Annotated in this window: 21 protein-coding genes; 13 read left to right on the forward strand and 8 right to left on the reverse strand. The window is 41.7% G+C overall.

Annotated features, from left to right (window positions below; translation table 11 throughout):
- Window positions 1-294 precede the first annotated feature (294 nt).
- A complete protein-coding gene (locus tag ACEZ3G_RS07770) occupies window positions 295-2,541 on the forward strand; it encodes a TonB-dependent receptor (protein ID WP_432425160.1) in 2,247 nt (748 codons plus the stop codon).
- 24 nt (window positions 2,542-2,565) lie between these two features.
- Here ACEZ3G_RS07770 and ACEZ3G_RS07775 read toward each other — a convergent pair whose 3' ends face one another.
- Window positions 2,566-3,003: a hypothetical protein gene (locus ACEZ3G_RS07775; protein ID WP_432424875.1), complete on the reverse strand. Its 438-nt coding sequence runs from the start codon at window positions 3,001-3,003 to the stop codon at window positions 2,566-2,568.
- A gap of 136 nt (window positions 3,004-3,139) precedes the next feature.
- Here ACEZ3G_RS07775 and greA point away from each other — a divergent pair, with 136 nt between their 5' ends.
- The gene (greA, locus tag ACEZ3G_RS07780) at window positions 3,140-3,616 is read left to right on the forward strand and encodes a transcription elongation factor GreA (protein WP_432424876.1); all 477 of its coding nucleotides are present in this window, start codon (window positions 3,140-3,142) and stop codon (window positions 3,614-3,616) included.
- Between the two features lie 13 nt (window positions 3,617-3,629).
- A complete protein-coding gene (locus tag ACEZ3G_RS07785) occupies window positions 3,630-4,022 on the forward strand; it encodes an HIT family protein (protein WP_432424877.1) in 393 nt (130 codons plus the stop codon).
- Here ACEZ3G_RS07785 and ACEZ3G_RS07790 read toward each other — a convergent pair.
- Both ACEZ3G_RS07790 and ACEZ3G_RS07795 read right to left on the reverse strand, forming a co-directional pair.
- The gene (locus ACEZ3G_RS07790) at window positions 4,009-4,365 is read right to left on the reverse strand and encodes a hypothetical protein (protein ID WP_432424878.1); all 357 of its coding nucleotides are present in this window, start codon (window positions 4,363-4,365) and stop codon (window positions 4,009-4,011) included. The two genes, ACEZ3G_RS07785 and ACEZ3G_RS07790, sit on opposite strands and share 14 nt — an antisense overlap.
- Window positions 4,365-5,516 carry a sensor histidine kinase gene (locus ACEZ3G_RS07795; protein WP_432424879.1) on the reverse strand — a complete coding sequence of 384 codons (1,152 nt, stop codon included), beginning with the start codon at window positions 5,514-5,516 and terminating at the stop codon, window positions 4,365-4,367. The genes ACEZ3G_RS07790 and ACEZ3G_RS07795 overlap by 1 nt, the downstream gene beginning before the upstream one ends.
- Window positions 5,517-5,631: 115 nt before the next feature.
- On the opposite strand from ACEZ3G_RS07795, the gene ACEZ3G_RS07800 reads away from it, so the two are divergent.
- From ACEZ3G_RS07800 to aat, 5 genes are all read left to right on the forward strand, one after another.
- Entirely contained in the window at window positions 5,632-6,504 is an 873-nt protein-coding gene (locus ACEZ3G_RS07800) for a flavin reductase family protein (RefSeq protein ID WP_432425161.1), read from the forward strand.
- On the forward strand, window positions 6,501-7,307 hold the full coding sequence (locus tag ACEZ3G_RS07805) for a hypothetical protein (protein WP_432424880.1): 807 nt from the start codon (window positions 6,501-6,503) through the stop codon (window positions 7,305-7,307). The genes ACEZ3G_RS07800 and ACEZ3G_RS07805 overlap by 4 nt, the downstream gene beginning before the upstream one ends.
- 93 nt (window positions 7,308-7,400) lie before the next feature.
- On the forward strand, window positions 7,401-7,778 hold the full coding sequence (locus tag ACEZ3G_RS07810) for a DUF3127 domain-containing protein (RefSeq protein ID WP_432424881.1): 378 nt from the start codon (window positions 7,401-7,403) through the stop codon (window positions 7,776-7,778).
- A 135-nt stretch (window positions 7,779-7,913) separates the two neighbouring features.
- Complete coding sequence (locus ACEZ3G_RS07815) at window positions 7,914-9,320, forward strand: short-chain fatty acid transporter (protein WP_432424882.1); 1,407 nt, start codon at window positions 7,914-7,916, stop codon at window positions 9,318-9,320.
- Between the two features lie 34 nt (window positions 9,321-9,354).
- Window positions 9,355-10,026: a leucyl/phenylalanyl-tRNA--protein transferase gene (aat, locus tag ACEZ3G_RS07820; protein ID WP_432424883.1), complete on the forward strand. Its 672-nt coding sequence runs from the start codon at window positions 9,355-9,357 to the stop codon at window positions 10,024-10,026.
- Between the two features lie 4 nt (window positions 10,027-10,030).
- Here the strand turns inward: aat and ACEZ3G_RS07825 are convergent, their stop codons facing one another.
- Entirely contained in the window at window positions 10,031-10,924 is an 894-nt protein-coding gene (locus ACEZ3G_RS07825) for a MerR family transcriptional regulator (RefSeq protein ID WP_432424884.1), read from the reverse strand.
- A 168-nt stretch (window positions 10,925-11,092) separates the two neighbouring features.
- Between ACEZ3G_RS07825 and ACEZ3G_RS07830 the strand changes: the two genes are divergently transcribed.
- The 5 genes from ACEZ3G_RS07830 (at window position 11,093) to ACEZ3G_RS07850 (ending at window position 16,274) form a co-directional block, all read left to right on the forward strand.
- Window positions 11,093-12,616 carry a fasciclin domain-containing protein gene (locus ACEZ3G_RS07830; protein ID WP_432424885.1) on the forward strand — a complete coding sequence of 508 codons (1,524 nt, stop codon included), beginning with the start codon at window positions 11,093-11,095 and terminating at the stop codon, window positions 12,614-12,616.
- 145 nt (window positions 12,617-12,761) lie between these two features.
- Window positions 12,762-14,225 (forward strand): phytoene desaturase family protein, encoded by a 1,464-nt coding sequence (locus tag ACEZ3G_RS07835; RefSeq protein ID WP_432424886.1) that lies wholly within the window; start codon window positions 12,762-12,764, stop codon window positions 14,223-14,225.
- Window positions 14,226-14,227: 2 nt separating this feature from the next.
- Window positions 14,228-15,064 carry a phytoene/squalene synthase family protein gene (locus tag ACEZ3G_RS07840; protein WP_432424887.1) on the forward strand — a complete coding sequence of 279 codons (837 nt, stop codon included), beginning with the start codon at window positions 14,228-14,230 and terminating at the stop codon, window positions 15,062-15,064.
- Window positions 15,065-15,120: 56 nt separating this feature from the next.
- A complete protein-coding gene (locus tag ACEZ3G_RS07845) occupies window positions 15,121-15,579 on the forward strand; it encodes a carotene hydroxylase (protein ID WP_432424888.1) in 459 nt (152 codons plus the stop codon).
- Window positions 15,579-16,274, forward strand: a complete 696-nt coding sequence (locus ACEZ3G_RS07850; protein WP_432424889.1) for a lycopene cyclase domain-containing protein — start codon at window positions 15,579-15,581, stop codon at window positions 16,272-16,274. Before ACEZ3G_RS07845 ends, ACEZ3G_RS07850 begins: the two co-directional genes overlap by 1 nt.
- On the opposite strand, the gene ACEZ3G_RS07855 is transcribed toward ACEZ3G_RS07850, so the two are convergent.
- From ACEZ3G_RS07855 to ACEZ3G_RS07870, 4 genes are all read right to left on the reverse strand, one after another.
- Complete coding sequence (locus ACEZ3G_RS07855) at window positions 16,257-16,925, reverse strand: DNA alkylation repair protein (RefSeq protein WP_432424890.1); 669 nt, start codon at window positions 16,923-16,925, stop codon at window positions 16,257-16,259. The two genes, ACEZ3G_RS07850 and ACEZ3G_RS07855, sit on opposite strands and share 18 nt — an antisense overlap.
- Before the next feature lie 151 nt (window positions 16,926-17,076).
- Window positions 17,077-17,271: a hypothetical protein gene (locus ACEZ3G_RS07860; RefSeq protein WP_432424891.1), complete on the reverse strand. Its 195-nt coding sequence runs from the start codon at window positions 17,269-17,271 to the stop codon at window positions 17,077-17,079.
- Window positions 17,272-17,283: 12 nt separating this feature from the next.
- The gene (locus ACEZ3G_RS07865; RefSeq protein WP_432424892.1) at window positions 17,284-17,664 is read right to left on the reverse strand and encodes a hypothetical protein; all 381 of its coding nucleotides are present in this window, start codon (window positions 17,662-17,664) and stop codon (window positions 17,284-17,286) included.
- 56 nt (window positions 17,665-17,720) lie between these two features.
- Complete coding sequence (locus ACEZ3G_RS07870; RefSeq protein ID WP_432424893.1) at window positions 17,721-18,284, reverse strand: DNA-3-methyladenine glycosylase I; 564 nt, start codon at window positions 18,282-18,284, stop codon at window positions 17,721-17,723.
- Window positions 18,285-18,323: the final 39 nt, after the last annotated feature.

Below are 18,323 nucleotides of genomic sequence, written 5' to 3' on the forward strand. Positions count from 1 at the left end.
CAACCGTTAAAAATTTATCTGAAAAGCTATGAAAAATATAATTACGGACTTACATTTGCACCATCTCAAAGGGGTGCTTGTACAATCAGGCTGAGATTATACCCAATGAACCTGGGCGGGTAATGCCGCCAAGGGATGGCGAAAGCCACTATTTGGAATTTCTTCGTCCTTAGCTGGGCAAAAATCATTTTTAACTTGGAATAATGGCCCCTTTTATTCGTAACAAATGTATTACGAATGAAACCGCTCTATTCGATTATCAATTTTAGGACAGCTCTTTTATCGAGCGGTTCGATGCGACTGCTTAATAAGGGGAAAACGCCCCGTATTAAAATTGTTTTTATCACTCTGGGCCTTGTCGGCCTGACCATGGGCCTGCATTCCCAAGAACAAAAAGAAGATTCCCTCAACGGTAAAAAAATTGTACTTGACGAAGTCTTCGTGTCGGCGGTAAGGGCCACCAATGAATCACCGGTAACCTATTCTAACTTAAAAAAGGAGGAAATCGCACCGCGCAATCTCGGACAGGATATACCCATACTTATCAATTTTTTGCCTTCGGTGGTCACGACCTCCGATGCTGGTGCTGGCGTGGGCTATACGGGCATTCGCGTTCGTGGAAGTGATGCGACACGGGTCAATGTTACCATTAACGGTATTCCTTACAACGATTCAGAGTCACATGGCACATTTTGGGTGAACATGCCCGATTTCGCCTCTTCGACAGAGAGTTTGCAACTGCAGCGCGGCGTAGGTACATCGACCAATGGGGCTGGAGCCTTTGGGGCCAGCTTGAACCTCTTGACCGATGCGGTTTCCGAAGAAGCGTACGGGCGAATATCCTCTTCTTATGGCAGCTTCAATACGTTTCGGAACAACATAAAATTCAGTACCGGATTGTTGAACGACCATTTCGAGATAGCGGGCCGTCTGTCAAGAATAACCTCAGATGGTTATATTGACAGGGCTTCCTCAGAATTGGATTCCTATTTTTTGCAAGGGGCCTTCAAGGATGAGAATACGCTCGTAAAGGTATTATTGTTTGGAGGACATGAGATTACTTACCAGGCTTGGTACGGTACTCCATTGGCTAGGATAAACAATGACCTTGAAGGTGTGGAAAAATTTATTTCGGATAACGGACTTTCAGAAGCGGAGGCCGAAAACCTGAGAAATTCCGACCGACGGTATAATTATTACACGTATGAGAATGAAGAGGATAACTATAAGCAGAACCATGCCCAATTGCTTTGGAACCAAGAAATTTCGGATGCCTGGAATACCAATTTGGCCTTTCACTATACACGGGGGCGGGGTTATTTTGAGCAGTTCAGACAAGATGATGATTTTTCCACCTACGGATTCGAACCTTTGACGGTAAACGGAGAAGAAGTGAATACTACCGACCTGATCCGTCGCCGGTGGTTGGACAATCATTTTTATGGCGCTGTTGTTTCAGCTAAATACGATCATAGAAACCTGAACCTTATTATCGGAGGCGGATGGAACAAATACGATGGAGACCATTATGGCGAAATTATTTGGGCACGTTATGCTGGCAACAGTGAAATTAGGGACCGTTATTACGATGACGGCTCCGCAAAGACCGATTTTAACGGGTTTACAAAAGCAAATTACAAATTGAGCCAGAACTGGAATATATTCGGGGACCTGCAATATCGAAGAGTAGCATACCAGGCCAATGGGGAAGAGACGGGAATCGTGGCCGACACCTTTGGTTTTTTTAATCCGAAGGTCGGGATCCTATATGATTTCAATAAGAACAACAATTTCTATTTTTCTTTTGCCGTTGCGAATCGTGAGCCGAATAGGAACGACTATGAAAACGGAAATCCCAAACCTGAAAGATTGCATGATTATGAATTGGGTTGGCGCTATGTTACCCCTAAAACTCAGTTAAGTACCAATGCCTATTTCATGAACTACAAAGACCAGCTGGTGCTAACGGGCGAACTTAATGATGTGGGCGCGCCACTGCGCGCCAATGTAGGTGACAGTTATCGCTTGGGCCTTGAAATGGATGCGAACATAGCGTTCGGCGATAATTTTCAATGGAGCCCGAATATTTCATTGAGCACCAATAAGAACAGGGATTTTGTATTTCAACGTGACGGTCAGATTCAAAACTTGGGAAACACCAATATCAGCTTTTCGCCCAACCTTATCGTCGGAAATCGCTTGACATTTAGACCTTCTGAAAACCTTCAGGTCTCTACATTGACCAAGTATGTGGGCAAACAGTATATGGGGAACATAGATTCTGAGGTCTCTATATTGGATGCTTATTTTCAGACCGATTTGAACGTACAATACGAAATAACGACCAAGTCATTTGTAAAAAGTATTGTCTTATCAGGGCTGGTCAACAATATTTTCAATACTTTATATCAGTCAAATGGGTATTTCTATACCTATGATGATACTTGGTCGAATACTGATACGATTACCACTATTGAAGGTGCGGGCTATTACCCCCAAGCCGGAATTAACTTTTTGATCGGTGCCACCGTGAATTTTTAGGCAAAGTGGCAGAACGCCCTCCTGTTAGTTCGAGATGATAATGATGTTGCCACTGGCAGAAGCGCGGTATTCAAGCATGTCGTAATAGCGTTTGCCATCATCGGGGCGATTCAAGAACTGTCCCGTAAAAAGGCTATACTCGAAATCATCACAGGAGCACACCACATTTTGGCCGTCAATGGTCATTGTAGAACAATCGCTGGGGGCATGATTGGGGCAGCTTGCCTCGAAGACCCTGAACTGGTCAAAGCCCGTATTCATTACGAACGCGCCTCGGGTACCAACGGTCTGATTATCGATATAAACGGGATTGCCGGTATTGGTCAACGGACTGTATAAGGGTAGGTTCGTATTGATGTCGAACCGAAAACCGATTTCCTGTAAATACGGATTTCGGTTGGTGCCATCCTTACTACATGACAATACCAACAATACTAAAATTAAACACCAAATACGGTTCATAGTTAAAAATACCGTTAGGGAAATCGCATACAAATTTGGGTAAAAAATATGTATCTTTGCGTTAAATCCTCTCTAAAAAATCGGGGCTAGCCTTGATTGCCATAGAGGATTTTGTTATTATATAAACGAGTAAGTTATGGGTAACGTATCATATTATACCGCCGAAGGTTTGAAAAAGCTCAAAGACGAGCTAAATCATTTGCGTGACGTGGAAAGACCAAAAGCTTCGCAGGCCATAGCAGAGGCACGCGATAAGGGCGATCTTTCCGAAAATGCGGAATACGATGCTGCCAAAGAGGCACAAGGGCTATTGGAAATGAAGATTTCGAAAATGGAAGAAGTCTTGGCCAATGCCCGATTGATAGATGAATCACAGCTTGACACATCAAAGGTACTGGTGCTTTCAACAGTAAAGTTAAAGAACCAGAACAACGGTATGGAGATGAAATATACATTGGTCGCCGAAAGCGAGGCCGATTTGAAAGCAGGTAAGATTTCGGTCAGTTCGCCGATCGGTAAAGGTTTATTGGGCAAGAAGGTTGGTGAGGTGGCCGAGATTACTGTTCCGAACGGTACCTTGAAATTCGAGATTTTAGAGATAACCCGCGAATAAACGAGTATTCAAAATGCCTTCAATATTCACAAAAATCATCAAAGGCGAGATTCCATGCTATAAAGTAGCGGAAAATGATGATTTCTTCGCATTTCTTGATATCAATCCGAATGCCAAGGGACATACCCTTTGTATTCCCAAAAAAGAGGTGGACAAACTCATGGATCTTGACGAAGCGACCTATATGGGCCTAATGGCTTTTTCAAGAAAAGTGGGCAAGGCCATTGAACAGGCCTTGGATTGCAAAAGGGTCGGAATGACCGTTATCGGGCTTGAAGTGCCCCATGTGCATGTACACTTGATACCGCTCAACAACATGCAAGATGCTACCTTTCAGAAAAAGGTTTCATTGACCAAGGAGGAGTTTGAGAACATTGCGAACGCCATTCGTTCTAAAATTGAATGAGCCCCTGTAGGTACAGATAGACCGCTGCAGCTATAAGAACTATCGATAACAAAATAATGATGTAGAACAATCGGGTAAACCGAATGGAAGCTTTTTCGGGCTCGACCATTTTTTGGTAATATTCGAAAATACGTTCTATATCATCGGTCCATTTCACCGGATAAATATTCGAGCCACATTTGTTGCAAGTTACCTTGTTCGTGATTTCGCCAGTTGTACGATGAAAAAGCTTGCCGTATAGATGTTTTTGGTAGAATGTCAATTTTAAGTCTTGATTGAAACATTCCGGACAGTTGTTTGTCAGGTCGGCTTCTTTAATGACTTCCAATTTTTCCCTTGCCATTATTTAGGTATTTGTTTTAACGAAATCTGCATGATCGTACCTGCCTTACTTGACGAATGTACTTTAATTTTTCCTTTATGGTATTCCTCGATGATTCTTTTAACAAGCGAAAGCCCTAAGCCCCAGCCCCTTTTTTTCGAGGTTACACCCGGATTAAAAATGGTCTGATGGTCACTTTTTGGAATGCCATGCCCAGTGTCGGTAATCTGTATGTTCACATATTTGCCATCGGGAATGATCTCGATGTGAATACTGCCCTTTCCCTTCATCGCATCGATACCGTTTTTGACCAAATTTTCGATGGTCCAATGATAAAGGGCCGGGTTGAGCATGACTTTCATGTTTTCCACCTTTGATACGAACGAAAAATCGATAAGCTTTGAACTGCGCAATTTAAGATAATCGTAGGCGTCCTTTGTCTGGGCAACGATATCGTGCTCGTCCAACTTGGGCAATGATCCGATTTTGGAAAAGCGCTCGGTAATGGTTTCAAGCCGATTGATATCCTTTTCAATTTCACGGGTAATGTCAGGGTTGATATTTTCGGTTTTCAGTATTTCGTTCCAGCCAAGCAATGATGATAAAGGGGTACCGATCTGGTGAGCCGTTTCCTTGGCCATGCCCGCCCAAAGTTTGTTCTGTTCCGAGGCCTTGTTGGTCTTGAAAAAGAAGAAAATGACCGCTCCGAACAAGAAAATTATTAGCAGCAGCGCCAGGGGATAATATTTAAGTTTGTTGAGTACTTCTGAATTCCCGTAATATAAGGTGGCCAGTTCTTCCCCTAGGTGGTCGATGACAATGGGTTGGTTCTCACTTTTGAACTTGGCGATCGTATTTTTAATGAAGACTGTATCCGTCGCTTTTTCAACGGGCATGTTATGAATTTTGGTCGAACCGTCTTTATTGACCAAGATCATGGGCGTCGAGATATTGTTTTGAAAAACTTTCAAAGGAAGGTCGCCGGGATCGGCATCTAAAGGGGCCGAAAGCAATTCGGAGTGGGCCGTGGCCCAGATTTCCATTTTATGGCGCTCCTCTTCCTTGAATTTTTTGAAAAAACTGTTCGTATTCCAAAGAATCAAACTGACGATAACAAACGATGCTATCAACAAAATGATATTCGAAGTCTTGTTTTTCGGATTGAATTGCATCCAAGTATTTTCTTGCTTTAAAGATAACGTAAATAGATAGAAATTGGTGTCTGGACCATTTCAGGCACTTTTCCGGTAATGGGCAATTGGCTATCTTTACCATGTTATGAAAACAATGGTTTCCATCAGTCCGAATGAACTTTCAACGGGCCAGTTACATGCCTATCTTTTGGGTGCCGTAGGCCCAAGGCCCATCGCATTTGCGAGTACGGTAGATGAAAAAGGCAGGCCTAACCTTTCGCCTTTTAGTTTTTTCAATGTTTTTAGTGCGAATCCGCCAATATTGATTTTCTCGCCAGCAAGAAGGGTACGTGACAACACGACCAAACATACTCTGGAGAATGCATTGAAAACCCAAGAAGTAGTGATAAATGTTGTGAATTACGATATTGTTCAGCAAATGTCATTGGCGAGTACCGAGTATGGCGAAGGTATCAATGAGTTCAAAAAAGCGGGACTGGCCATGTTACGATCCGATTTGGTACAACCTTATCGGGTCGCCGAATCCCCGGTGCAGTTTGAATGTAAGGTTACAAAGGTTGAAGCTTTGGGAAAAGAGGGAGGTGCCGGAAACCTGATTTTTTCCGAAGTATTGAAAATACACATTCATTCATCGATTCTGGATAAAAATGGAAACATAGACCAACATAAAATCGACCAGGTGGCCCGTATGGGAGGCAATTGGTATTGTCGTGCCACGGCCGGTATGTTCGAAGTGCCAAAACCATTGACCACTTTGGGAATCGGGGTGGATCAAATTCCTGAACAGATTCGATTGAGCAAGGTGTTGACCGGTAACGATCTAGGTATGTTGGGGAATATAGAAGAGATGCCGTCTGAAAAGGAAGTGGAAGAATTTATTGACGACAATAATGATTTGGCCAAGATTGTTGCAAGTGGCGATCGATTAAAAATAGAGCGAAGGGCACAGAAGTTTTTGGAAGAAGGAAATGTTTTATCGGCTTGGAAACTATTACTTTCGAAATGAAACGGATTCAACTTTTCGAATTTGAGGATTTTTCATGGTTTCCGTATTGGTTGCGTACATGCATGACCAATCTATTGATGGTATTGCACCGCATGATGGGTATCAGTGAGGTCTTGGCCGATTTGATTACAGATTCGCTTAAGAGGCAAGATTTGAATCAAATCGTTGATTTGGGTTCCGGTTCGGGCGGGGCCATGCCCGAGGTATTGCAGTTGGTGCGCAAAACGCCGCGATTCGAGCATGTTGAATTGATTTTGACAGATCTATATCCGAACCCCGAAATCGTTAAAAAATATGAGCATGGTGATATGCACGGGGTCACGTACCGAAGCAAACCTGTTGATGCAACGAATATTTCCAAGGCACCTCAAGGTCTCAAGACCATGATCAATAGTTTTCATCATATGCCGCCAGAGGCGGCCCGAAAAATATTGCAATCTTGTCAAGAGAACCGACAACCGCTTTTGGTCTATGAATTGGCGGAGAACAAAATGCCTTTGTTGCTATGGTGGCTTTTGCTTCCGATATCGCTTTTGATCTTAATGGTCATGGTGCTGTTTATGACACCTTTTGTCAAGCCGATGACCTGGCAGCAGTTGGTATTTACCTATTTGATTCCAATCATACCCATTTGTTATGCTTGGGACGGACAGGCTTCTTTGCCGCGAATGTACGCCTTCAAAGACATCGACATACTTCTTGAAGGATTGCATTCTGATACCTATACCTGGGAAAAAGGTTATGCCTATAAGAAGAATAACAAGAAAACGGGAACTTATTTGATCGGCTTGCCAATCGGTTAGTTAATCTTGATAACTTCTTGGATCTATATTAGGACGATAAAGGTCTTACCCCTACTTTTAAAGACTTTATTTGTAAACATATAATTCGTAATCATGGAAGTACAAGGAAAAATAAAATTGATCGGTGAGACACAAACTTTTGGCAATAACGGTTTTAGAAAGCGGGAAGTTGTCGTTACCACCGAAGAACAATATCCACAACATTTAATGATCGAGTTTGTTCAAGATAAGACCGAGCTTTTGAACAATTATAACGTAGGGCAGCCCGTTAAGATCAGCATCAATTTAAGAGGTCGTGAATGGACGAATCCGCAGGGCGAGGTAAAATATTTCAATTCGATCCAGGGTTGGCGTATCGAAAGCCTACAATCTGAAGCAGCGAACAACGAAATGCCCCCGGTCGCCCCGATCGAGGCATTTGAACCGGTCGATACATTAAATGAAGAAGAGCACGATGACCTGCCTTTCTAATTAAGAATAGTTAACGCAATGGTGCTCCGATAAGGTCGAACGCATAGCCGGGGCCCTTGCACAAAATGAAGGTTTGACCCAATGGGCCTAAATGAAATGAACTGTTCGTTTAGGCTTTTTTGTTACTTTAAGGGTATGGATTTTACCAAGGCCATAGAGCGTATTTTCAAGAAATATCTGCCGTCCCCTTTTACTTTGGCGGTACTTTTAACGCTATTGACCATACTATTGGCGCTGCTATTGATCAAGAATACCGAAAAGTCATGGCATTTGACAACGGTTCTTTCGTATTGGGAAGACGGAATCTGGAATAATGGACTTTTGGTGTTTGCCTACCAAATGATGCTGATTCTAGTTTTAGGACACGTTTTGGTGCTTAGCAAACCAATGGGAAAACTTATATTGCGTTTAACCGGCCTGGTGAAAGATTCGGCAGGCGCCGCTGTTTTGGTCGCACTTTCGACCATGTTGGTTTCTTTTTTTAATTGGGGTTTGGGCCTTATTTTCGGTGCGATCTTGGCCCGCAAGGTTGGCGAACATGCCCACAAAAACAATATTCCTGTTAATTATCCGCTTATAGGGGCCGCTGGCTATGTTGGTCTGATGGTCTGGCATGGCGGCATCAGTGGTTCGGCCCCTTTGAAGGTGTCTGAAGCCGGACATTTGCACTCATTGATGAAAGGCGTTTCGAAGTCCCACATGGTTTTAGAATTGCCCGACTTCATATCGACTTCCGAGACAATTTTTAGTCCAATGAACATCGTCGTATTCATCGTATTGTTGATTTCGATTTCCATTTTGGCTTATCGTTTGGGAAAAAAGGCGAAACCTACGAATTGGGACAGTGGCGAGTATAACTTTTCAACACCCGGCGTAGATAGTGGGTCAAGGGAGACCCCTGCGGCTCCAGAACATGATTTTGGGGAGTCCCTCGATCGTTCGGGATTCTTTGCCATGGGTTTCGGTATTTTGATTTTGGCAACTTTTCTGGTTCAATACTCCGAGATGATGGGCCAACTTAACATAACGCCGAACATGCTCAATTTTTTTATGCTCGGACTGGCTTTGCTGATGCATGGTAGCTTCAAGAATTTCTTAAAAGCGGTAGAAATGGCCATTGGTGATGTTTCGGGCATTTTGATTCAATTTCCGTTGTATTTTGGCATTATGGGGATTATGGCCGGTAGCGGTATGATCGATTCTATTTCCGATTTTTTTGTTTCCATTTCAAATCGGACCACCTTACCGATTTTTACTTTTTTTAGTGCGGGCATGGTAAATATTTTTGTTCCTAGCGGTGGTGGTCAATGGGCGGTACAGGGCCCTATGATCATCGAGTCCGCATTAAAGCTTGATATTCCATTGTCAAAGGCCGTTATGGCGCTCGCCTATGGTGATCAGGTTACCAACATGCTTCAACCCTTTTGGGCGTTGCCATTATTGGGAATTACAAAGTTGAAAGCCAAGGAAATATTGCCTTATACCATCTTGTTTATGCTTGTTGGGGGATCTATCTATCTTTTAGGGCTATTCATCTTTTGATACCTTTTCACTATTTTTAAAAAAAGAGGGCGCCATGGAAAAGAGCGGACATTTCAGGCCTTTGTACTTTATATCCGATGAGCTATATTTTCCGCCGGTCGAAAATGCCAATATTGATGGACTTTTGGCCGTTGGCGGGGACCTCTCGCCTGAACGCCTCATATTGGCCTATAAAAGTGGAATATTTCCTTGGTTCAATGAGAATTCAGTGATTTTATGGTGGTGCCCAGACCCGAGAATGGTACTTTATCCAAAGAAGATCAAGATTTCAAAAAGTATGCGAAAGGTTATGGGTTCGAATCTTTTCAGATTGACAAAAGACACCTGTTTTGAAACCGTCATCGAAAATTGTGCAAAGATTCCCCGTTTGGGCCAGGAAGGTACTTGGATTACCCCCCAGATGAAAAACGCCTATTTAGCGCTGCATAAAACAGGAATTGCACATTCGTATGAAGTCTGGAAGGAAAACAAGTTGGTAGGCGGACTTTATGGAATCGATTTGGGTCACGTCTTCTGTGGTGAGAGCATGTTCAGTTTGACCAGCAATGCCTCAAAATTTGCCCTTATCAAATTGGCGCAAGAACTTGACTCAAAAAATTATGCCCTGATCGATTGCCAAGTCTATACCGAACACTTGGCAAGTCTTGGTGCTGAAGAAATAAGTAGAAGTTCTTTTCTGAGGCAGCTGAAGTGTATTGACCAATAGCTTGTTAAATTGATGCGGTCGCACTTTCCATTTTCTCGTTTAAAAGGCCTATGAATTCTTCGGGACTTTTCAAGACAACGATTTGATCTGATTCTTCTAAATTCTTTAAAAGCTTCGCTGAACCGGCCATGGCAATGGGAGATGTGGTTGAGGCCAGTAGCGAATTGATCAGGGTTTTGGTCTTTAGCGGCCTCGATATGGTAAGTAAGGTCATCATCAATTGGGGTTTGACCAACTGCACAACGGATCTGAGGTCTTCTTGGGGCACATTCTGTCCGAGATAGAAAGTTTTCCAACCCATTTCTTTCGCAAGATAATAGGCTAGCAAGAGGCCTATCTCATGAGTTTCTTCCTCCATTAAAAAAAGCACGATTTTGGGCGCGTCATCCTTAGGATGTGGAATGGCCTCAATGGCTGATAGAATCTTTTGTTTGATAAGATTGGAAATAAAGTGCTCTTGGGCGGGCAAAGCTTTATTGGTCCCCCAAAGAACACCAACATGATTCAGAAAAGGATAAACAAGATTCGTTATCGTCTTCATTAGGCCCGAACGCATAATATGCCTCCCCAAGATTTCAGAGAACCTGACCTCGTTCATTTCAAGCATACATAAAACCAAAGCGTTAATATCGTCTTTCGGAGATGCCTTCAAGAGTATTTCTGATACCTTATTATTGAGTTCTTTTTGAGACATTTTATCGATGTGCGATATTCTATGGCCATTACGCAATAAAATACCAATGTTCAAAAGCATTCGAAGTTGATCGTCGGTATAGTACCTTATATTGGTATCGGTGCGTTTTGGTTCTAAAAAATTGTAACGGGTCTCCCACTTTCTCAAAGTATGCGCCTTGAAGTCGGTCAGGGAAACGATATCGGACATGGAATAAGTAGACATGTAGAACTTTTAGGTCTTCAAATATAGACAAGATATTTCGTAAACACACGATATGGACGGTAATAATCCATTGAATTCAAGAATTTTGTCTAATATTTAACAAAAAAAGTTTGACAATCTTATTTTTCATTTGTATTCTTGTCTAACTTTAACCATAAAATATTAGACATGAAAAAGAGAATTCACTATTTGTTTATGGTCGTGGGAGTTTCACTATTGGCTTTTGCCTGTAGTGATAACTCCGATGACGACCAGTTGATGGAAACTTCACAAACCATTGTTGAAGTGGCACAAGACACCGATGTCCTAACTTCTTTAGTCGGCGCACTCGCCAAAGCTGATGAGGCAGACGACTCTGATTTAATCGGAACATTGAGCGGAAATGGGCCTTTTACAGTTTTTGCCCCCACTAATGAAGCATTCACCAATCTTCTGAACGCCTTGGACGATTATGGATCATTGGAAGATTTCGATACCGATGAAGACCGAATGATATTGGCCTCAATCTTAAAGTATCATGTTATAGCCGGAGTTGGCGCAAAATCAACCGACCTTTCTGATGGGCAGCAGCTCAGTACTGTGTTACAAGAAAATCTAAGCGTACGACTTGACAATGGCGTTTTCATATCAGATGCCACCGAAACTGATGCCGCTGTTGTCGTTGCCGATGTAATGGCCAGTAACGGAGTGGTACATTTAATAGATAAGGTTCTAGTACCGCAGGTGGTTCTCGATCAAATAAACGATTCGGAAACCGTTACTTCGACTTTGACCGATTTGGTAGTGGAAACTGAGGCCCTATCGGTTTTAGAGGCTGCGGTTATTAAAGCCGATTTGGCCGAAACACTTAGCTCTGATGGGCCTTTTACCGTATTTGCCCCGACGAATGACGCTTTTATTGCTTTATTGGACGCTCTTGGCGAAGATTATAATAGCTTGGATGATTTCGATACTGAAGATGAAATGGCATTGTTGAAAGATATATTATTATATCATGTTATTGTAGGAGCCTCTGTACTTTCGACCGATTTGGCAGAGGGCGATGTCGATACGGCGCTCGCAAATAATTCAATTGCGGTGATCGCTTCGGGTGAAACATTCGTTATCGGAGACGCTTCTGATGTGAACGCCAATATTACCGGTGTTGATATTATGGCGTCAAATGGAGTTGCGCACACTATCGATAAGGTGTTGCTTCCGCAATCGGCCATTGATTTCATAGCATCGATGAACGCAAAGAATATAGTGGAACTCGCCATTGATACAGAAGATTTGAGCGCTTTGGTGGCTGCATTGCAGCAAGCCGATGCCGGCTTGGTCGAGTTATTGTCAGGTGAGGGGCCCTTCACCGTTTTTGCCCCCACGAACCAGGCATTTGAGAATTTGCTGCATGAATTAGGAGATGATTATAATAGCTTGGAAGATTTTGACACCGAGGAAGAAAAGGCTACACTGGCGAACATCTTGACCTATCATGTTGTCTCTGGTGCGGCGGTTTATTCTAATGCGCTGAGTGATGGACAGGTTGTGACCATGGCCCAAGAGAATGAGACTACCATTCTGATCAATGGTTCGGACATTGATGTTCAAGACGGTCAACACAATACATCTCGGGTCTTGGTAGCCGATCAAGAGGCAAGAAATGGGGTGGTTCATATTGTTGATCGCGTTTTATTGCCCCCAAGTCACTGATGCGAAAATAATGTTGGTTTAGTTGGTTGTTCAGGGCATCGATGTCACGGTCTTAAGTGATTTCGATGCCTTTTATGGTAGAGATAATTCGCTTAAATTGAGATCGGCACCTAAGATTGAATATGATACTTAATCGAAATCGAAATTGAAGAAGAAGAAAATCGTCGTCATCGGTTCGGGATTTTCATCATTGTCGGCAAGTTGTTATTTGGCAAAGGCCGGTTATGATGTTCTAATACTCGAAAAGAACTATGAAATAGGGGGTAGGGCGCGTCAACTTAAAAAGAATGGCTTTGTCTTTGATATCGGCCCCACTTTCTATTGGATGCCCGATGTTTTTGAAAGTTTTTTCGGTGATTTTAAGAAATCCCCTGAACAGTTCTATAATCTGATAAAGCTGAATCCGGCTTATCGGGTATATTTCGGTCAAGGTGATGCTATCAGTATCGCCGATAATTTGGGTGAAATAAAAGGAACATTCGAGGGTATCGAAGAGGGTAGTGCCCGAAAACTGGAAAAATTCATCTCGTTGGCCAAGAAAAACTACGACTTGGCCATCAAGCAGCTGGTTTATAAACCGGGAGAAAATGTTTTCGAAATTATCAATATGCAGACGATCTTAAGGATTAGCGATTTTTTTCGATCGACCAAGCGGCAAATTGGGCGCTATGTCAAGAATAAGAAATTACGGTCCATTCTAGAGTTTCCAGTACTTTTTTTAGGCGCAAAACCAAGTAATACGCCTTCCTTCTATAACTTCATGAATTACGCTGATTTTGGCCTTGGCACATGGCATCCGATGGGCGGTATGTACAAAGTTGTTGAGGCGATGACCTCATTGGCTTTGCAGCTGGGTGTTGAAATAAGAACCAATGACCCCGTGCAAGGTTTTGAAATTGAGGGTGACCAGGTAAAAAGGGTGAAAACGACCAAAGAGTCGTATGACTGTGATATTGTACTCAGTGGTGCCGATTACCATCATACCGAGGCTTTATTGCCTTTGGAATTCAGGCAGTATCCTGAGTCTTTTTGGCAGAAAAAGATTTTTGCTCCCTCGGCACTTTTATTCTATGTAGCGTTTGACAAAAAAATAAAAAATGTTTCGCACCACACACTGTTTTTCGATACTGATTTTGAAGCACATGCAAAGACCATTTATGACACCAATGAATGGGCCGAAAAACCACTGTTTTATGGTAGTTTTCCAAGCATAACCGATAATACTACTGCCCCCGAAGGCAAGGAGGCGGGTATATTTTTGATTCCGATAGCTTCTGATTTAAAAGACACTCCCGATATCAGGGAGCAATATTTTGATCAGATAATTCGACGTTTGGAGTATCTCACAGATCAAAAAGTGGCCGAACATATAATATTTAAAGAATCATATTGTGTCAACGATTTCAAGGCCGATTATAATTCATATAAAGGTAATGCCTATGGCTTGGCAAATACACTCCGTCAGACGCACATTCTGAGACCGAAAATGAAAAGCAAAAAGCTTAAAAACCTATATTTCACAGGTCAGCTGACCGTACCTGGCCCAGGGGTTCCGCCATCACTGATTTCGGGAAAAATTGTAAGTGACCTAATCTCAAAGTACCATTAAAGATGAAGTATTTATTTGACAGCTCGAGCTTTGATTGTAGTAAGTTGGTCACTAAGTCGTACAGTACTTCATTTTCGATGGGCATAAAGCTTTTCTCGCCTACGATTCGCCCTGCTATTTATGCCATATACGGTTTCGTGAGGTATGCAGATGAAATCGTCGATTCTTTTCACGATTATGATCAAGAAGAGCTTTTCAATGAATTCGAACAGGAATATTACAAGTCCGTTGAACGACGTATTAGCTTAAACCCGATTTTGAACGCCTTTCAAGAGATTGTCCATAAATACGGACTTCAACGGTATGTAGAGGATTTCATGGATCGCATGCGAATGGATCTTGACAAAAAAGATTACACCTCAAGAAAGGAGTACGAAAATTATATATATGGCTCAGCCGATGTGGTCGGCCTTATGTGCCTTCGTGTTTTTGTGAACAACGATGAAGAGAAATTTCTGAAATTGAAGGACTATGCAATGCATTTGGGTTCGGCTTTTCAAAAGGTCAATTTTTTAAGAGATTTAAAACAAGATAGTGAGGAACTTGGGCGATCTTATTTTCCTCAACTGAAAGATGGCAAATTGAACGAAAAGGCGAAGGATAAGATAATCGCGGAAATTGAAGGTGATTTCAAAGAGGCCTATAAGGGTATTGTTCTTCTTCCCTTGGAAGGAAAACTTGGTGTTTACCTGGCATATCTTTATTATCAGCGTTTGTTAAAAAAGTTGAAGAATACAGATTGTGAAAAAATCATGAACGAAAGAGTTCGCATTTCGAACCCTTTGAAATTACTGTTGCTGACAAAGGCCGTCATAAGATTTAGGTTCAACTATATTTAACAACTTGGTTTCGGTACATTATATTTATTTTTATCATTAATGAGATTTATTGGCCAATGACGATCTTACTATACATAGTGGTTACTTTGATTTCATTCTTGCTTATGGAAGTTGTGACTTGGTTGACCCATAAGTTTGTAATGCATGGGTTTTTGTGGGTACTTCATGAAGATCACCATCAACCCAGATATCAGGGTGTTTTTGAAAAGAACGATACTTTTTTTGTAATAGGGGCCATACCTAGTATTTTGCTTTTTTATTTTGGCACTTTCCCCAGTTTGAATTATTTGTTCTTTATCGGCCTTGGGATTTTTCTATATGGAGCCTGCTACTTCCTTGTACATGATGTAATCATTCATCGAAGGTTCAAATGGTTCGATAATGTGAAGAATCCATATTTTAAGGCACTTCGCAAAGCCCACAAGGTGCATCATAAACATCTTGGCAAAGAAGATGGGGAGTGTTTCGGTATGCTCTATGTGCCCATGAAGTACTTTAAACAGTATATTAAATAATGCAGTCGTACACCTATTTGTTGATAGACATCGGGTGTATTCTCGTTCCCTTCGCGGCCAGTTTTTATCCCAAACATAGATTTTTCAACGATTGGAAGCCATTTTTCATTGCCAACGGCATAGTGGGCCTTTTCTTTTTGCTTTGGGACGCTTACTTTACATCAAAGGGCATTTGGGGTTTTAATGCCGACTACCTCACAGGGCTTTATATCTTTAATCTGCCGCTTGAAGAGGTTCTATTTTTTGTCTGCATTCCTTATGCCTGCGTGTTCACCTATTTTGCCTTAAAGTATTTGGCAGAAAAAAACCCGTTGGGCCGATATCAAAGAATCCTGACAATTATATTGATTTTCGTGCTTTTAGGCCTGGGAGTGCTTTATTCTGATAGATGGTACACAGGTATGACCTTTCTTTTGACCGCTACATACCTTATTTTCAGATTGATAAGAAGGACAAACCTTGCTTATCATTATCTCGCTTATTTTCTTATCCTTCCTTTTTTCTTTATTAGCAACGGTATTCTTACCGGAAGCCTTTTAGATGCCCCTATAGTATGGTACAACGATGAAGAGATTATTGGAATACGATTGTTTACAATTCCCGTTGAAGATACAATTTATGGACTGCTGTTGATTGTATTGAACATTGACCTGTACGAATTTTTGAGAAAGAGATTTTTACTGCAGCAATCTTAGGGCCTCTCTTTTACTTAAGGGTTCCAAAGGTGTTTTGGTCGCGAAGTCGCTTACCCAAGCCGGGTTTGTGCGACTATAGTCGCGTAGGGCCCAACCAATGGCCTTATTGATAAAAAATTCCTTTGAACCCAAAAGCGAATTTATTACGCGGGCAAGAAGTTCGGTATCCATGTTATCTTTGCTCAACAACTGAAAAATTAGGCAAGAGCGTTGCAGCCAGATATTGTTCGAAGCAAGCCATTTTTCAATATAAGGGTCTCGCTGTTCGGGAAATTTCTTGAAATATTCCGAGATGAGTTTTGGTGCTATGAAATCGACGGTATCCCACCAAGAATTGGTCGTTACCATAAACTCAAAAAGCTGTATGTCTCTTTTCTCGAACTGTTTGACGTACTTCTGCGCCAATTCTTGTGCAAAATAATGGTACTCACGTTGGGGTCTGTTCCAAAGCAGCCTTATCAAGCCATCAAGATTTTCTTTGACAGGCAAGTATTCTTTGGCTAGAAACGGTTTTTGAATCGATCTTCGAATAGGGGTCTTTATGCCATAGAACAAGAATTGGTCTCGCAAATAGGCCTTTTGTTCGGCGGCGATCTTCGAATCTGAATGGGCTTCGAACTCAACTCTGAGAACTTTGATATAATCGTTCATTTATAATTATAATTGGTTCGTTGAAAATCACAAATTAAGCACTAATCTGGTAGTTGTTTAGAGAATGTTCTAGGATTTGAAATATCCTGTAAAGTCATCTTGGCAGTGAACGTTACTACATGTTAAATCAATGAGTAATGCGAATAGATTTCTAATACAATATATGGTCATAGTTCGGCGGAAGCGACTTTCGTATTTTTTCAAAATTACCATCGGCATCGAACAATATCTCGAATTGCTCATAATTTTTGTCGTTTTTTCCCGCGACCATCAATTCATATTTAATGCTGGGCAGCATCAGATTTTGAAATGCATTTTTTAAGGTGGTCTCGTTATCATTCTCCAACAATGGATATTGCTATTGCAATTTTAGAATGCGATATTTTGAGAAGGTTTTTCCAAGGTACGCGTTTAATTTGGCGAGCACATCATTAGGGATGTCTACCAGTTTTATTTCGATTTCGACATCTTCAAAGACACCGTTTTCATCAAATTCAATGCTATATTTTAGGCGGTCTTTTTGGAATTTGGCCTCGTAGCTGACTTTGGCACTATCAATTTCCCTATAATAGCGTATGCGTTTCGCTTGCTCCAAATCGCTAGAAATAAAATCGAGCGCCACCTGTGGAAATTGTGATTTTTTGATACGATGTTCACGTTCGTACTTATTTTGGGAAAAAGCATAGGATGCACTCAATAGAAAGAAAATCAAAAAAGCGGGAAAAATTTTAGCTTTCATAATTTTAGATAAGGTATAACGTCAGGAATTTTGCGCATACTGGGCAAACCTATTTTTTAAATCTCGTTGTAACGAAAACAATTGATTTCGTGGTCGTTGACCATACCGGTAGCCTGCATGTGGGCGTAAACTACCGTACTGCCGACAAATTTAAAGCCCCTTTTCTTTAAGTCTTTACTAATTGTGTCTGAAAGTAGGGTGTTGGCTGGAGCTTCCCTATAGCTCTTCAGTTTATTCTTGATAGGCTTGCCATCGACAAATCCCCAAATATAATTACTGAAACTTCCGAATTCTTCTTGCACCTTTAGAAATGCCCGGGCATTTGTTACCGTTGCATTGATTTTCAGCTTATTCCTAATAATGCCCGTATCTTGTAAAAGTGAATCCTTTTTGGCTTGATCGTACTCGGCAATTTTATTGTAGTCAAAATAATCGAAGGCCTTTCTGAAATTTTCGCGTTTTCGTAGAACGGTAATCCAGCTAAGTCCTGCTTGAAAAGTTTCGAGAATCAAAAACTCAAAAAGGGTTGAATCGTCTTTGACGGGTACGCCCCATTCTTTGTCATGATAGGCCTCATAAAGGTCATCGCCCAAACACCAGCCACATCTGTTTTTTTCCATCGGTATAAAGATAGCAAATAGACAAAACGCACCCCATGT

Source organism: Meishania litoralis (assembly GCF_042611095.1).
Lineage (GTDB): Bacteria > Bacteroidota > Bacteroidia > Flavobacteriales > Flavobacteriaceae > Meishania > Meishania litoralis.

Bases quoted from the DNA above. Each gene is read 5' to 3' on its own strand.
- ACEZ3G_RS07795 (WP_432424879.1), bottom strand. From the start codon at position 5,516: ATGCAATTCAATCCGAAAAACAAGACTTCGAATATCATTTTGTTGATA.
- ACEZ3G_RS07830 (WP_432424885.1), top strand. From the start codon at position 11,093: ATGAAAAAGAGAATTCACTATTTGTTTATGGTCGTGGGAGTTTCACTA.
- ACEZ3G_RS07770 (WP_432425160.1), top strand. From the start codon at position 295: ATGCGACTGCTTAATAAGGGGAAAACGCCCCGTATTAAAATTGTTTTT.
- ACEZ3G_RS07865 (WP_432424892.1), bottom strand. From the start codon at position 17,664: ATGAAAGCTAAAATTTTTCCCGCTTTTTTGATTTTCTTTCTATTGAGT.
- ACEZ3G_RS07800 (WP_432425161.1), top strand. From the start codon at position 5,632: ATGGTTTCCATCAGTCCGAATGAACTTTCAACGGGCCAGTTACATGCC.
- ACEZ3G_RS07785 (WP_432424877.1), top strand. From the start codon at position 3,630: ATGCCTTCAATATTCACAAAAATCATCAAAGGCGAGATTCCATGCTAT.
- ACEZ3G_RS07870 (WP_432424893.1), bottom strand. From the start codon at position 18,284: ATGGAAAAAAACAGATGTGGCTGGTGTTTGGGCGATGACCTTTATGAG.
- greA (WP_432424876.1), top strand. From the start codon at position 3,140: ATGGGTAACGTATCATATTATACCGCCGAAGGTTTGAAAAAGCTCAAA.
- ACEZ3G_RS07850 (WP_432424889.1), top strand. From the start codon at position 15,579: ATGCAGTCGTACACCTATTTGTTGATAGACATCGGGTGTATTCTCGTT.
- ACEZ3G_RS07815 (WP_432424882.1), top strand. From the start codon at position 7,914: ATGGATTTTACCAAGGCCATAGAGCGTATTTTCAAGAAATATCTGCCG.
- aat (WP_432424883.1), top strand. From the start codon at position 9,355: ATGGAAAAGAGCGGACATTTCAGGCCTTTGTACTTTATATCCGATGAG.
- ACEZ3G_RS07855 (WP_432424890.1), bottom strand. From the start codon at position 16,925: ATGAACGATTATATCAAAGTTCTCAGAGTTGAGTTCGAAGCCCATTCA.
- ACEZ3G_RS07775 (WP_432424875.1), bottom strand. From the start codon at position 3,003: ATGAACCGTATTTGGTGTTTAATTTTAGTATTGTTGGTATTGTCATGT.
- ACEZ3G_RS07825 (WP_432424884.1), bottom strand. From the start codon at position 10,924: ATGTCTACTTATTCCATGTCCGATATCGTTTCCCTGACCGACTTCAAG.
- ACEZ3G_RS07790 (WP_432424878.1), bottom strand. From the start codon at position 4,365: ATGGCAAGGGAAAAATTGGAAGTCATTAAAGAAGCCGACCTGACAAAC.
- ACEZ3G_RS07810 (WP_432424881.1), top strand. From the start codon at position 7,401: ATGGAAGTACAAGGAAAAATAAAATTGATCGGTGAGACACAAACTTTT.
- ACEZ3G_RS07805 (WP_432424880.1), top strand. From the start codon at position 6,501: ATGAAACGGATTCAACTTTTCGAATTTGAGGATTTTTCATGGTTTCCG.
- ACEZ3G_RS07845 (WP_432424888.1), top strand. From the start codon at position 15,121: ATGACGATCTTACTATACATAGTGGTTACTTTGATTTCATTCTTGCTT.
- ACEZ3G_RS07840 (WP_432424887.1), top strand. From the start codon at position 14,228: ATGAAGTATTTATTTGACAGCTCGAGCTTTGATTGTAGTAAGTTGGTC.